A 14277-nucleotide genomic window follows, 5' to 3' on the forward strand; every position below is an offset into this window, starting at 1 on the left:
GCCGATGCACCGATCGCGCCGGAGCAACGAAAAAGGGCGGGTGCCGATATCGGCACCCGCCCTTGTTGGTCTCGGCCGGGGAAGCCCCGGCGCCGTCGGTCTCAGAGGCCGCCGAACTTGTAGTTGAAGCCGGCGCGAACGATGCTGCCCTCGGTGCGGAAGCGCGAGATGTACGCGCCGTTGCCGACACCCGGGACCGCGCCGACGAGCACGTTCTGGCTGCCGAGGTCGTAGTGCAGGTACTCGGCCTTCACCGTGATGGCGTCGTACTTGATGCCGATGTAGCGGCCGAGCGCGAAGGTGTTCAGGAAGCTGTCGGTGGGCAGGGCGAACTCGATGCCGCCGCCGTAGGCGTAGCCGACCTTGAAGTCGTCGTAGCGGCCGGCGAACTGCAGGCGGCCGCCCGGGGTGTAGAAGTTGGCGTCGTGGAACACGTTGCCGTAGGCGAGGCCGCCCATCCCGTAGACCAGAACGCGGTCGAAGGCGTAGCCGACGCGGCCCGTGAGGGTGCCGAGCCAGTCGAGGCTCTGGCGGAACTGGCTGATGTTCGGCGGGCCGCCGGCGACGTTGCCGGTGCCGAGGACGACGCGGTTCTTGGTGATGTCGGTCCAGTCGATGCTGTTGGCGAGACCGACGACGATGCCGGAGCCCGGCGTGAACTGGTAGTTGTAGCCGGCGGTGCCGCCGATGTTGGCGAAGCCGTCCTGCGTGGTCGAGGTCAGGAAGGGACGGCGGCCGAGGGCCACATTGGTGGCGTTGCCCGGCTGGACGCCGACCGTGGTGATGCGCTCACGATCCGTGAAGGTGTAGGCGGACTCGAGACCGGCGTAGAAGCCCGTCCAGGTGAAGACCGGCACCGGCGTGAAGACCGGCGGCGGCGCGGCCCGGCGCGGCAGGTCGGCGGCCGAAGCGGCCGTCGTGACCAGCGCCGTCGCGGCGGTGGCGAGGAGGAACTTCTTCATCATGGCGGGGGGTCCGAGGTGATGCGTTGTTGTCCCCACTTAAGCTCGGCCGCACGGATCCCGCTATGCCCGCGAAGCCACACTGTGGCGTGAAAGCGGCGTGGATACTGCCTGTGATTGATGTTTCGGCGTTCAAGACTCATGGCCGCGGCTTGACAGCAGAGCCGGTCGTCGGGCGCCCGCGCGCCGCGGAGCTTGATCCCTGGCGGCCGACCCTCTAAGCGGACCGCGTTTTTCGCCCCTGTCCGAGCTTCGGGGCGGCTGACCAGGATTCGGGGCCCTTGTGTGGTCCCCGCCGCAGGAATGGGAATCATGGGCAAGGAAAAGTTCTCCCGCACCAAGCCGCACTGCAACATTGGCACGATTGGTCACGTTGACCACGGCAAGACGTCGTTGACGGCGGCGATCACGAAGGTTCTGGCGGAGACGGGCGGGGCGACGTTCACGGCCTACGACCAGATCGACAAGGCTCCGGAGGAGAAGGCGCGCGGGATCACGATCTCGACGGCGCACGTGGAGTACGAGACGCAGAACCGTCACTACGCGCACGTGGATTGCCCCGGGCACGCCGACTACGTGAAGAACATGATCACGGGCGCGGCGCAGATGGACGGCGCGATCCTGGTGGTTTCGGCGGCCGACGGCCCGATGCCGCAGACCCGCGAGCACATCCTTCTGGCGCGCCAGGTCGGCGTTCCGGCGCTGGTGGTGTTCCTCAACAAGGTCGACATGGTCGACGACGAGGAGCTCCTGGAGCTGGTCGAGCTGGAGGTGCGCGAGCTCCTGTCGAAGTACGACTTCCCCGGCGACGACATCCCGATCACCAAGGGCTCGGCGCTGATGGCGCTTGAGGACAAGGAGCCGAAGATCGGCAAGGAGGCGGTGCTGGCGCTGATGGCGACGGTGGATGCCTACATCCCGCAGCCGGAGCGTCCGATCGACCTGCCGTTCCTGATGCCGATCGAGGACGTGTTCTCGATCTCGGGCCGCGGCACGGTGGTGACGGGTCGCGTCGAGCGCGGCATCGTCAAGGTCGGCGAGACGGTGGAGATCGTCGGCATCCGCGACACGCAGACCACGACGGTCACGGGCGTGGAGATGTTCCGCAAGCTGCTCGACCAGGGCCAGGCGGGCGACAACGTCGGCGTGCTGCTGCGCGGCACGAAGCGCGAGGACGTGGAGCGCGGCCAGGTCGTGTGCAAGCCGGGTTCGGTGAAGCCGCACGCCAAGTTCAAGGCCGAGGCCTACATCCTGACCAAGGAAGAGGGCGGCCGCCACACGCCGTTCTTCACCAACTACCGGCCGCAGTTCTACTTCCGCACCACCGACGTGACCGGGATCGTGACGCTGCCCGAGGGCACCGAGATGGTGATGCCGGGCGACAACGTGACCATGGACGTGGCGCTGATCGTGCCGGTGGCCATGGAAGAGAAGCTGCGCTTCGCCATCCGCGAGGGCGGCCGCACCGTCGGTGCCGGCGTCGTCGCCGCCATCAACGATTGAGCTCGAGCAGGGCCGGCGCGTCGCGACAGACGATGCGCCGGTCCCGCGCCGTCATCCGGCGGATGGTCCGTGGTCATCTCTAGACCACGGGGGTGCGTCAGGGCTCTGGCCATCGACTTCGACGTGACTCGCGCCGGCCTCCATCTTGACGGGGTGCCGGCGTTGTTTTGTCTTGTCTCCGCCTTGTCTTGGGGGAGACTCGGATGTTCGGAGATTCCGCTCGGTGGGCCGCGCGATTGCTGGCCCTGATCTGTGCCGGCTCCGTGTTCCTGCCGGTCGGCGCGCGGGCAGACGACCTGAGCGACGGCCGCTTTCGCGACGCGGTGATCAAGCAGATCCGGATCCGTCGACCGGACGTGGCGATCGACCTCAATGCCGATCCGGCGCAGCTCGGCATCGGCACCCAGACGCTCGATCTCACCAACCTCCACCAGCATGTCCGCGGCCTCACCGAGGCCGAGCGCCGGCGGGAGGTCGACGAATTCCTCGGCCTCGCCTTCGCCAAGGCCGGCCCTGTGCCGGAGCCGGCGGATTTCGCGGCGATCAAGGGCCGCCTGCGCGTGCAGCTGGTGCCGGATGAGATCCTCCAGCAGAACCCGCAGCTCGCGCATCGCCGGTTTTCCGAGACGCTGCACGTCGTCTACGTGCTCGACGAGTCCAGGCGCTACCAGTACGTCACCCGCGAGATGATCGCCGGCTGGCATGTCGATCCTGCCGTGGTGGAAGCCACGGCGGTGCGGAACCTCGCGGGGGCCTCCAAGGATGTGCCGTTCCAGCTCGTCGTCGCGGACCGCACGCCCGTCGCCGCCCTCGCCAGGGAGGACGACAATTACGCCCTCGCGCGTTTGCTCGTGCCGGACTGGCTCGAGGAGATCCGCAAGGCGCTGAAGGCCGACGGCATCACGCTGACCGGGCCGACCCGCAATCTGCTCATGGCGTGGCCCGCCGACAGCCCTGCGCGGCGCGAGCTGGCCGCAGAGGCCACCACGCAGATGCGCGCCGGCCCCTACGGCCGCAGCGACGAGCTGTTCCGCTTCGACCGGGGCGGACTCCGGCCCCTGACCGCCGCCGAGCGGGCGGATCACGGTCGGTGATGCGCGGCGATCGGCGGCGAACCTCTTGCAAGCCGCGCCGCGATGAGGCATTGGGCGGTGCGCTAGGAGTGTAGCTCAACTGGTCAGAGCGCCGGTCTCCAAAACCGGAGGTTGCGGGTTCGAGTCCCTCCACTCCTGCCAGACATTCAGCCCGATCCCGCGCGGTGGCCCGGTCGACAAGCCGGGGGAGTTGCGCTAGAGCGGGCGCAATCCGAGATCTGAAGCGACCGTCGGTGCGGGCCCATCCGGGTCCTCGGCGCCGACATTCGCATTCCCGGATGCGGTCTCTGCCTCGGGGCCGAACACGCACAGATACTGGCGCCATGGCATCGAACGAAGCGACCAAGAAGGTGGACCTGGTGCGCGGCGCAGCCCGCGGTCCCGCGAATCCGCCGCCGGCCCGGCCGGCGACGCCGAACCGGGCGCCGCAGAAGCGTGCCACGCCGGGCGAGTTCATCGCGCAGGTTCGCGACGAGGCCCGCAAGGTCACGTGGCCGACCCGCCGGGAGACCACGATCACGACGATCATGGTCTTCGTGATGGTCGTGGCCGCGAGCCTGTTCTTCACGGTCGTGGATCAGGCCTTGCGCTTCCTGGTCGGCCTGATTTTGGGCGTCTGAGGCGGAGGCGTACGAGGGCGGCTCGCCGCCGATCGGGGGAGACCCCGCGGACTTGTCGGAGTTGAACGGAACCGTGTCGAAGCGCTGGTACATCGTCCACGCCTACTCGAACTTCGAGAACAAGGTCGCCCAGTCCATCAAGGATCAGGCGGCTCAGCGCGGGCTGACCGAGCTGTTCGACGAGGTGATGGTCCCGACCGAGAAGGTCGTGGAGGTCCGCCGCGGCCGGAAGGTCGATGCCGAGCGTAAGTTCTTCCCCGGCTACGTGCTGGTGAAGTGCGACCTCACCGACGAGGTCTACCACCTCATCAAGAACACCCCGAAGGTCACGGGCTTCCTAGGCGCCGACAAGTCGAAGCCGGTTCCGATCCCCGACGCCGAGGCCGAGCGGATCAAGGGCCAGGTCGCCGAGGGTGTCGACCGGCCGAAGCCCTCGATCTCCTTCGAGATCGGCGAGACCGTCCGGGTCGCCGACGGTCCGTTCGCCAGCTTCAACGGCACCGTCGAGGAGATCGACGACGCCCGCTCCCGCCTCAAGGTGGCCGTGTCGATCTTCGGCCGCGCGACGCCGGTGGAGCTCGAATACGCCCAGGTCGAGAAGGCCTGAGCCTCCTGATTTCGGCGGCCCTGAGGCCGCCGCGTCCTTCCGGCCGTCGCTGTGCGGCGGCCGCGAACTTGCCCCATCCTCCTGAGGCTGGGGCATCATCCGCGGGAGATCCGCCCGGCCTCGCCTCCGGGATCCACGGCTCGCACCGCGACCTGCAACCGTCCGACCCGCCGCGCTTCAGGCCGCGTGGGGGCGGATTCTCATTGGGAGCAGTCCCATGGCGAAGAAGATCACGGGCTACGTGAAGCTTCAGGTCCCGGCCGGCGCCGCCAACCCGTCGCCGCCGATCGGTCCCGCGCTCGGTCAGCGCGGCCTCAACATCATGGAATTCTGCAAGGCCTTCAACGCGAAGACCGCGCAGATGGAGAAGGGCACCCCGATTCCGGTGATCATCACCGCGTATCAGGATCGCTCCTTCACCTTCGAGATGAAGCAGCCCCCGGTCACCTTCTTCCTGAAGAAGGCCGTCGGCCTGAAGATCGGCAAGAAGCCGGCCTCCGGCTCGAAGACCCCGGGCAAGGGCCCGACCGTCGGCAAGATCTCCGAGGCGCAGCTGCGCGAGATCGCCGAGAAGAAGATGCCCGACCTCAACTGCGACTCGATCGAGTCGGCCGTTGCCATGATCCGCGGCTCCGCCCGGGCCATGGGCCTCGAAGTGACGGCCTGAGGGAGGACAGCATGGCTAAGGAAGGCAAGCGCATCCGCGCCGCCCGCGAGGGCATCGAGGTCACCAAGCTCTATCCCCTCGACGAGGCGATCAAGCTGGTGAAGGAGCGGGCGACCGCGAAGTTCGACGAGACCGTCGAGGTCTCCATGAACCTCGGCGTCGATCCCCGCCACGCCGACCAGATGGTCCGCGGCGTCTGCAACCTCCCGAATGGTTCCGGCCGGACGGTGCGGGTGGCGGTCTTCGCCCGCGGCGCCAAGGCGGACGACGCCAAGGCCGCCGGTGCCGACATCGTCGGCGCCGAGGACCTGCTGGAGATCGTGCAGAGCGGCAAGATCGAGTTCGATCGCTGCATCGCGACCCCGGACATGATGCCGCTGGTCGGCCGTCTCGGTAAGGTGCTGGGCCCGCGCGGCCTGATGCCGAACCCGAAGGTCGGCACCGTCACCATGGACGTGAAGGGCGCCGTCGCCGGCGCCAAGGGCGGCTCGGTGGAGTTCCGCGTCGAGAAGGCCGGCATCGTCCATGCCGGCGTCGGCAAGGTCTCGTTCGATGCCGACAAGCTCGTCGAGAACATCAAGGCCTTCGCGGACGCCGTCGCCAAGGCGAAGCCCGCGGGCGCCAAGGGCACCTACGTCCAGCGCATCGCCGTCACCTCGACGATGGGCCCGGGCGTGAAGGTCGAGCCGAACACGGTTCTGACCGCCTGAGGCAAGGCATAGCGTCTACGCTGCGGAGCGCCCGGCCGGAAACGGCCGGGCGTTTTCCGTTGCGGGCATGCGGACCGAGCCGCCGTCCCGCCGCGACAGTCTGGCGAGCCGCCGGACGGCACGCTCGACGCGGGCTCGGCGACCGATCCGGCGCATCGCGTGGGTACCTTGCCGGGAAACGCCCCGGATTACGGCGTGACCATGCTGGTCCCGTCCGAGGCCCGTCGGCGGATCTGATCGGCGGGGCCGAATCGCGGCGATTCTCGTGCTGGATCCCGGGTCGCATATCGCTGACGCGCCCTGTGCCCGGGAAGGGCCGGTGAGAAATAAACCCGTACCCCTTTTCCGGACGGGTGAAGCGGATCCTATCCGGAACCCGGCACGCGACAGGCCGCGACAGCGGCGCCGTTCTCCTTCACGCCATTCTTAACGGCAGAGGGGGCGCCAACGCGCGCGGCTGTGCTAGATAGGCCGACATGCGATGCACCCTGACGGTCACCTCCAAGCGACGCATCCTGTGCGTCTTTCCCGCCTACACGCCGTCCTTCGGGACGTTCTCCCACGCCTACCCGCTGATGGGCGGGGTGAAGGCGTTCATGCCGCCGCAGGGGCTGCTGCTGATCGCGGCCTACATGCCGGAGGCGTGGGAATGCAGATTCATCGATGAGAATATCCGCCGCGCGAGCCCGGCCGAGTTCGCCTGGGCCGACGCGGTGTTCGTTTCTGGCATGCACATCCAGGAACCGCAGATCCACGACATCCGCGACCGTGCCCGGGCCGCCGGCAAGGTCACGGTTCTGGGCGGTCCCTCGGTCTCGGGCGCGCCGGAGAAATATGGCGACTTCGACTATCTCCATGTCGGCGAGATCGGCGACGCCACCGACCAGCTCGTCGCGCGCCTCGACGCCGATGTCGCGCCCCCGCCCGCCCAGGTGGTTCTGGAGACGAAGGACCGGCTCGCGCTCGCCGACTTCCCGGCCCCGGCCTACGACCACGCACCGCTCAAGCGCTATCTGATCGGCTCGCTGCAATTCTCCTCGGGCTGCCCCTATCGCTGCGAGTTCTGCGACATCCCGCAGCTCTATGGCCGCCAGCCGCGGCTCAAGAGCCCCGAGCAGATGTGCGCCGAGCTCGACGCCATCATCAGCCAGCCCGGCCATCCGGCCGTCGTGTACTTCGTCGACGACAATTTCATCGCCAACCGCAAGGCGACCCGCGAGATGCTGCCGCACCTCGTGGCGTGGCAGAAGAAGAACAACTACCCGCTCCAGTTCGCCTGCGAGGCGACGCTGAACATGGCCAAGCAGCCCGAGATCCTCGAGCTGATGCGGCAGGCGAACTTCATGACGGTGTTCGTCGGCATCGAGACCCCGGAGGCCGAGGCCCTCAAGGGCATCGACAAGACCCACAACGCCGCCGTCCCGATGTACGAGGCGATCGAGACCCTCAATTCCTACGGGCTGGAGGTGACCTCGGGCATTATCCTGGGCCTCGATTCCGACACCGACAAATCCGAGCAGAACCTGATCGACTTCATCGACCGCTCGGCCATTCCCGTGCTGACCATCAACCTGCTCCAGGCCCTGCCCAAGACCCCGCTCTGGGACCGGCTGGAACGCGAGGGCCGGCTCGTCCACGATGCGGCATTGGAATCGAACGTGCTGTTCAAGCGCCCGCACGACACCGTGGTGGGCAGCTGGCGCCGGGCCATCGCGCACGCCTATACGCCGGAGAAGATCTTCGAGCGCTTCAAGCACCAATGCGCGGTGACCTACCCGAACCGCATCACCACGCCGACCGCCGGCAAGCTGACCTTCACCAATCTCCGGCGGGGCCTGATCCTGGGGTTCAACATCATCACCCGGGTCGGGATCTTTTCCGATTACCGCAAGCCGTTCTGGAGTGCGGCCGGCTACGCGCTGAAGCGCGGGCAGATCGAGGCGGTGTTCAACATGGGCTTCGTGGCCCACCACCTGATCCGCTTCACCCGCGAGGCCCTGCGCGGCGAGCACAACGCCTCCTTCTACGCCGCCAAGGCCGCGGAGGCGAAGGCGGCCCGCGACCGGAGCTGGTGGGAATCGGCCCGGCGCAGGCTGGCGCCGGAACGCGAGGCCGCGTGAGGCGGGTTGCCGGTCAGGCCCGGAGATTCCGCAGCAAGTCCTTGCCTGCGGCGGAAAAGTCGCGCTTCAGCCCTTGGCAGGCGGCTTGCTAGGCTCTATACACCGCGCCTCACGCATTTCATCCTCACGGAAGGAGACGGCCGATCGGCCGGTTTCCGCTCGAAATGTCGCCCGGGCAACCGGGTGGCAAAGGCCGGACGGATCCCAGGGGCGACGAGCCCCGCGGAGCCTTGTCCGGCCATGTCCTGTCCGAGACTGCAGGTGCCGGCTCGCCGGCTTAATCCCCAAGCCTGCACAGACGGGGAAGACCGAATTCGAAAAGCCTCGCCCAGGCCTCGGCCGCGGAGGGGTGTCGGTTTGAACCAACTCGCCCGAGGCGGCCTCCAGGGGCACGCGCGGGGACAGGGCCGCGAAGCGTCGTTCGGACGTTCCCGGTCTCTTGGCCGAGATGACGTCCGGGCGGCATGTGCAACCGGCGGACCCGAGATCGGGTTCCGCCAACCGGAGAGAGCCCAGTGGACCGGACAGCTAAAGCTGATCTCGTCTCGACGCTCAACGGCGTGTTCAGTGAGAGCGCCGTTGTCGTCGTGGCCCACTACAAGGGCCTCACGGTCGCCGACATGCAGAAGCTGCGTTCGCAGATGAAGCAGGCTGGCGCCACCGTGAAGGTCGCCAAGAACAGCCTCGCCGGCATCGCACTCGATGGCACGGACGTCGCCTCCATCAAGCCGCTCCTGAAGGGCCCGACCCTGCTCGCCTATTCCGGCGACCCGGTCGCAGCCGCGAAGGTCGCGGTCGATTTCGCCAAGGCCAACGACAAGCTCGTGATCCTCGGCGGCGCGATGGGGAAGACCGCCCTGAACCCGGACGGCGTGAAGGCCCTCGCCTCGCTCCCGTCCCTCGACGAACTGCGCGCCAAGATCGTGGGCCTCGTGCAGGCTCCCGCGACGAAGATCGCTCAGGTCGTCAACGCGCCGGCGGCCAAGCTCGCCCGCGTGTTCGGGGCTTATGCCAAGAAGGACGAGGCCGCCTGAGGCCCTTCAAAAACCATCCGTTCGAACCGATATTGAGAGGAATTCAAAATGGCTGATCTCGCCAAGCTCGTCGACGACCTGTCCTCGCTGACCGTGCTCGAGGCCGCTGACCTGGCCAAGATGCTCGAAGAGAAGTGGGGCGTCTCGGCCGCCGCTGCCGTCGCCGTTGCCGCCGGCCCGGCTGCCGGTGGCGCCGCCGCCGCCGTCGAGGAGCAGACCGAGTTCACGGTCGTCCTGGCCTCCGCCGGCGACAAGAAGATCGAGGTCATCAAGGAGGTCCGCGCGATCACCGGCCTCGGCCTTAAGGAAGCCAAGGACCTCGTCGAGGGCGCGCCGAAGCCGGTCAAGGAAGGCGTTGCCAAGGACGAGGCCGAGAAGCTCAAGGCTCAGCTCGAGAAGGCCGGCGCCAAGATCGAGCTCAAGTAAGTCGACGATGGGCCGGTCCCGGCCCATCACCCCACGGAGGTCCGCTTCGGGCCTGTCGTGACCGGAGCCCGCGGGTGCAACACCCGCGGGCTTTAGGCCGCTTCGGCGGATGGTCCCGGAAGGGACCGGCGAGAAGTTTCGGTTCGGTGGCGCTGCCCGGCGGGGCGCGCGTCGCGGCCCGGTGCGGGAGGTCCCTTTCGGGAACGCTTCCCCGGGCGAGAGGTACGCGGGTAGGAGCGAGGTCACATGGCCAACACGCTGGTCGGTCGCAAGCGCATTCGGAAGTTCTTCGGCAAGATCAAGGAAGTTGCCGAGATGCCGAACCTCATCGAGGTTCAGAAGGCGTCCTACGACCAGTTCCTGATGGTCGACGAGCCCGAGGGTGGGCGCGCCGACGAGGGGCTGCAGAGCGTGTTCAAGTCGGTGTTCCCGATTTCCGACTTCGCCTCCACGGCCCTGCTCGAGTTCGTGCGCTACACCTTCGAGGCGCCCAAGTACGATGTCGACGAGTGCCGCCAGCGCGGCATCACCTTCGCGGCCCCGCTGAAGGTCACGCTGCGCCTCATCGTGTTCGATGTCGATCCCGACACGCAGGCGAAGTCGGTCAAGGACATCAAGGAGCAGGACGTCTACATGGGCGACATGCCCCTGATGACGGAGAACGGCACCTTCATCGTCAACGGCACCGAGCGCGTGATCGTCTCGCAGATGCACCGCTCGCCGGGCGTGTTCTTCGACCACGACAAGGGCAAGACCCATTCCTCGGGCAAGCTCCTGTTCGCCGCACGCATCATCCCGTACCGGGGCTCCTGGCTCGACGTCGAGTTCGACGCCAAGGACATCGTCCACGTCCGCATCGACCGGAAGCGCAAGCTGCCGGCGACGTCGCTGCTCTATGCCCTCGGCCTCGACGGCGAGGAGATCCTGTCGACCTTCTACAACAAGGTCGTCTATGACCGCGACGGCGCCGACTGGCGCGTGCCGTTCGACGCCGAGCGCATGAAGGGCATGAAGGCCACCGTCGACCTGATCGACGCCGATTCCGGCGAGGTCGTGCTCGAGGCCGGCAAGAAGCTCAACGCCCGCAACGCCCGTCAGATCACCGACAAGGGCACCAAGTTCCTCAAGGCCACCGACGAGGATCTCGTCGGCCAGTACGTGGCCGAGGATCTCGTCAACGCGCAGACCGGCGAGATCTGGGCCGAGGCCGGCGAGGAGATCACCGACAAGCTCCTGAAGAGCCTGGATGATGTCGGCATCACCGAGCTCCCGGTGCTCGACATCGACCACGTCAATGTCGGCCCCTACATTCGCAACACGCTGGCGGTGGACAAGAACTCCAACCGCGAGGGCGCGCTGTTCGACATCTACCGGGTCATGCGCCCGGGCGAGCCGCCGACCCTCGAGACCGCCGAGGCGATGTTCCACTCGCTGTTCTTCGACTCCGAGCGGTACGATCTCTCGGCCGTCGGCCGCGTGAAGATGAACATGCGCCTCGACCTCGACGCCGCCGACACCGTGCGCACCCTCCGCAAGGAGGACATGCTCGCGGTGGTGAAGGCGCTCGTGGAGCTGCGCGACGGCAAGGGCGAGGTCGACGACATCGACCACCTCGGCAACCGCCGCGTCCGCTCGGTGGGCGAGCTCATGGAGAACCAGTACCGCCTGGGCCTCCTGCGCATGGAGCGCGCGATCCGCGAGCGCATGAGCCAGGTCGATATCGACACGGTCATGCCGCAGGATCTCATCAACGCGAAGCCCGCCGCCGCGGCCGTGCGCGAGTTCTTCGGCTCGTCGCAGCTCTCGCAGTTCATGGACCAGACCAACCCGCTCTCCGAGGTGACGCACAAGCGCCGCCTGTCGGCGCTCGGCCCGGGCGGTCTGACCCGCGAGCGCGCCGGCTTCGAGGTGCGCGACGTGCACCCGACCCATTACGGCCGCATCTGCCCGATCGAGACGCCGGAAGGCCCGAACATCGGCCTGATCAACTCGCTCGCCACCTTCGCGCGGGTGAACAAGTACGGCTTCATCGAGACCCCGTTCCGCCGCGTCCGCGACGGCGTGGTCACCGACGAGGTCGCCTACCTCTCGGCCATGGAGGAGGCGAAGTACTACGTCGCTCAGGCCAACGCCCAGATGGACGAGGCCCGCAAGCTCACGGAGGACCTCGTGGTCTGCCGTCGGGCCGGCGAGGTGATCGTCGTGGGGCCCGAGCGCGTCGATCTCATGGACGTGTCGCCGAAGCAGCTCGTCTCGGTCGCCGCGGCGCTGATCCCGTTCCTTGAGAACGACGACGCCAACCGCGCCCTCATGGGCTCGAACATGCAGCGCCAGGCGGTGCCGCTCGTCCGCGCCGACGCCCCGTTCGTGGGCACCGGCATGGAGGCGGTGGTCGCCCGGGATTCCGGCGCCGCCATCGCGGCCCGCCGGGCCGGCATCATCGATCAGGTGGACGCCACCCGTATCGTCATCCGCGCCACCGAGGAGGCCGACGCCAACAAGCCCGGCGTCGACATCTACCGCTTGCAGAAGTTCCAGCGCTCCAACCAGTCGACCTGCATCACGCAGAAGCCGCTGGTCCGCGTCGGCGAGTTCGTGAAGAAGGGCGAGATCATCGCCGACGGTCCCTCGACCGAGTTCGGCGAGCTGGCGCTCGGCCGGAACGTGCTCGTCGCGTTCATGCCGTGGAACGGCTACAACTTCGAGGACTCGATCCTGCTTTCCGAGCGGATCGTGAAGGATGACGTGTTCACCTCGATCCACATCGAGGAGTTCGAGGTGATGGCCCGCGACACCAAGCTCGGGCCGGAGGAGATCACCCGCGACATCCCGAACGTCTCCGAGGAGGCGCTCAAGAACCTCGACGAGGCCGGCATCGTCTATATCGGCGCCGAGGTGAATGCGGGCGACATCCTCGTCGGCAAGATTACCCCGAAGGGCGAGAGCCCGATGACGCCGGAGGAGAAGCTCCTCCGCGCCATCTTCGGCGAGAAGGCCTCGGACGTGCGCGACACCTCGCTGCGGGTGCCGCCGGGCGTCACCGGCACGATCGTCGAGGTCCGCGTGTTCAACCGGCATGGCGTCGACAAGGACGAGCGCGCCCAGGCGATCGAGCGCGAGGAGATCGAGCGGCTCGCCAAGGACCGCGACGACGAGCAGGCGATCCTCGACCGCAACACCTACGCGCGCCTCGCGGACGTGCTGATCGGTCAGGCGCCGGTGGCCGGCCCGAAGGGCTTCCGGAAGGACACCACGCTCACCCGCGAGCTGATCAACGACTACCCGCGCTCGCAATGGTGGCAGTTCGCCGTCATCGAAGACCGTCTCATGACCGAGATGGAGGCGATGCAGAAGCAGTACGACGAGTCGAAGAAGCGCCTCGAGCAGCGCTTCCTCGACAAGGTCGAGAAGCTGCAGCGCGGCGACGAGCTGCCCCCCGGCGTCATGAAGATGGTCAAGGTCTTCGTGGCGGTGAAGCGCAAGATCCAGCCGGGCGACAAGATGGCCGGCCGTCACGGCAACAAGGGTGTCGTGTCGCGGATCGTGCCGATCGAGGACATGCCGTTCCTGGAGGACGGGACGCATGCCGACATCGTGCTCAACCCGCTGGGCGTGCCCTCGCGCATGAACGTCGGCCAGATCCTGGAGACGCACCTGGGCTGGGCGGCTGCGGGCCTGGGTCGCAAGGTGTCGAAGGCGGTGGATGCCTATCTGAAGTCGCAGGACATCGCGCCGCTGCGGGAGGAGATGAAGGCGATCTACTCCCCGGGCGAGCTCGACGGGCTGACGGACGAGGAGCTGGCCGAGGCCGGCAACAACGTCCGCCGTGGCGTGCCGATGGCCACGCCGGTGTTCAACGGCGCCAAGGAAGCCGACATCGAGCAGATGCTGGAGATGGCCGGGCTGGACCGCTCGGCGCAGTCGACGCTCTACGACGGGCGGACCGGCGAGCCCTTCGACCGCAAGGTCACGATGGGCTACATCTACATGCTGAAGCTCCACCACCTCGTGGACGACAAGATCCACGCGCGCTCGATCGGCCCGTACTCGCTCGTCACCCAGCAGCCGCTGGGCGGCAAGGCGCAGTTCGGCGGCCAGCGCTTCGGTGAGATGGAGGTCTGGGCGCTGGAGGCCTACGGCGCGGCCTACACGCTGCAGGAGATGCTCACGGTGAAGTCGGACGACGTGGCCGGCCGCACCAAGGTCTACGAGGCGATCGTCCGCGGCGACGACACCTTCGAGGCCGGCATCCCCGAGAGCTTCAACGTGCTCGTCAAGGAGATGCGCTCGCTCGGCCTCAACGTCGAGCTGACGTCTTCGAAGAAGGCCGCGAACGATCAGCTGGAGCCGCCGGCCGACGCGGCCGAGTAGAGCCAGTCACAAACACCTCCCGTGGCGGCGGATCCCGCCGCCACGGTCGAGCGGGGAGGGGAGGGGCCTTCCGGGTTCGACGACGGTGAGCAGCGCCCGTGCGGGGTGCGGCGCCGGATCTTTTTCAGGACGCGGTGGCCCGGCGCGGGGCTGCCGGCGTCAA

General features: G+C 67.7%; 11 protein-coding genes and 1 tRNA gene. 11 read left to right on the forward strand and 1 reads right to left on the reverse strand.

Annotation, left to right across the window (positions count from 1 at the left end; all coding sequences use genetic code 11):
• Window positions 1-101 precede the first annotated feature (101 nt).
• Window positions 102-965, reverse strand: coding sequence for an outer membrane protein (locus PQI07_RS12930; RefSeq protein ID WP_043351243.1), 864 nt, complete (start codon window positions 963-965; stop codon window positions 102-104).
• A gap of 309 nt (window positions 966-1274) precedes the next feature.
• On the opposite strand from PQI07_RS12930, the gene tuf reads away from it, so the two are divergent.
• The 11 genes from tuf (at window position 1275) to rpoB (ending at window position 14114) form a co-directional block, all read left to right on the forward strand.
• A complete protein-coding gene (gene tuf / locus PQI07_RS12935) occupies window positions 1275-2465 on the forward strand; it encodes an elongation factor Tu (RefSeq protein ID WP_043348276.1) in 1191 nt (396 codons plus the stop codon).
• A 203-nt stretch (window positions 2466-2668) separates the two neighbouring features.
• On the forward strand, window positions 2669-3559 hold the full coding sequence (locus PQI07_RS12940) for a DUF1444 domain-containing protein (protein ID WP_274926750.1): 891 nt from the start codon (window positions 2669-2671) through the stop codon (window positions 3557-3559).
• Between the two features lie 64 nt (window positions 3560-3623).
• Window positions 3624-3700 (forward strand) — tRNA-Trp (locus PQI07_RS12945).
• A gap of 182 nt (window positions 3701-3882) precedes the next feature.
• Entirely contained in the window at window positions 3883-4179 is a 297-nt protein-coding gene (gene secE / locus PQI07_RS12950) for a preprotein translocase subunit SecE (RefSeq protein ID WP_043348282.1), read from the forward strand.
• 73 nt (window positions 4180-4252) lie between these two features.
• Entirely contained in the window at window positions 4253-4786 is a 534-nt protein-coding gene (nusG, locus tag PQI07_RS12955) for a transcription termination/antitermination protein NusG (protein ID WP_012320778.1), read from the forward strand.
• Between the two features lie 217 nt (window positions 4787-5003).
• The gene (gene rplK, locus PQI07_RS12960; protein WP_043385646.1) at window positions 5004-5453 is read left to right on the forward strand and encodes a 50S ribosomal protein L11; all 450 of its coding nucleotides are present in this window, start codon (window positions 5004-5006) and stop codon (window positions 5451-5453) included.
• A gap of 11 nt (window positions 5454-5464) precedes the next feature.
• Window positions 5465-6163, forward strand: coding sequence for a 50S ribosomal protein L1 (gene rplA / locus PQI07_RS12965; RefSeq protein ID WP_043348287.1), 699 nt, complete (start codon window positions 5465-5467; stop codon window positions 6161-6163).
• Window positions 6164-6639: 476 nt separating this feature from the next.
• The gene (locus tag PQI07_RS12970) at window positions 6640-8283 is read left to right on the forward strand and encodes a B12-binding domain-containing radical SAM protein (RefSeq protein WP_043348289.1); all 1644 of its coding nucleotides are present in this window, start codon (window positions 6640-6642) and stop codon (window positions 8281-8283) included.
• 515 nt (window positions 8284-8798) lie between these two features.
• Window positions 8799-9317, forward strand: coding sequence for a 50S ribosomal protein L10 (gene rplJ, locus PQI07_RS12975; protein ID WP_043348291.1), 519 nt, complete (start codon window positions 8799-8801; stop codon window positions 9315-9317).
• 48 nt (window positions 9318-9365) lie between these two features.
• Window positions 9366-9743: a 50S ribosomal protein L7/L12 gene (rplL, locus tag PQI07_RS12980; protein WP_012320773.1), complete on the forward strand. Its 378-nt coding sequence runs from the start codon at window positions 9366-9368 to the stop codon at window positions 9741-9743.
• A gap of 246 nt (window positions 9744-9989) precedes the next feature.
• A complete protein-coding gene (rpoB, locus tag PQI07_RS12985) occupies window positions 9990-14114 on the forward strand; it encodes a DNA-directed RNA polymerase subunit beta (protein ID WP_043385649.1) in 4125 nt (1374 codons plus the stop codon).
• The last annotated feature ends 163 nt before the right edge of the window (window positions 14115-14277 follow it).

The organism is Methylobacterium sp. 092160098-2, from assembly GCF_028920805.1.
In the GTDB taxonomy this organism is placed as follows: domain Bacteria; phylum Pseudomonadota; class Alphaproteobacteria; order Rhizobiales; family Beijerinckiaceae; genus Methylobacterium; species Methylobacterium fujisawaense.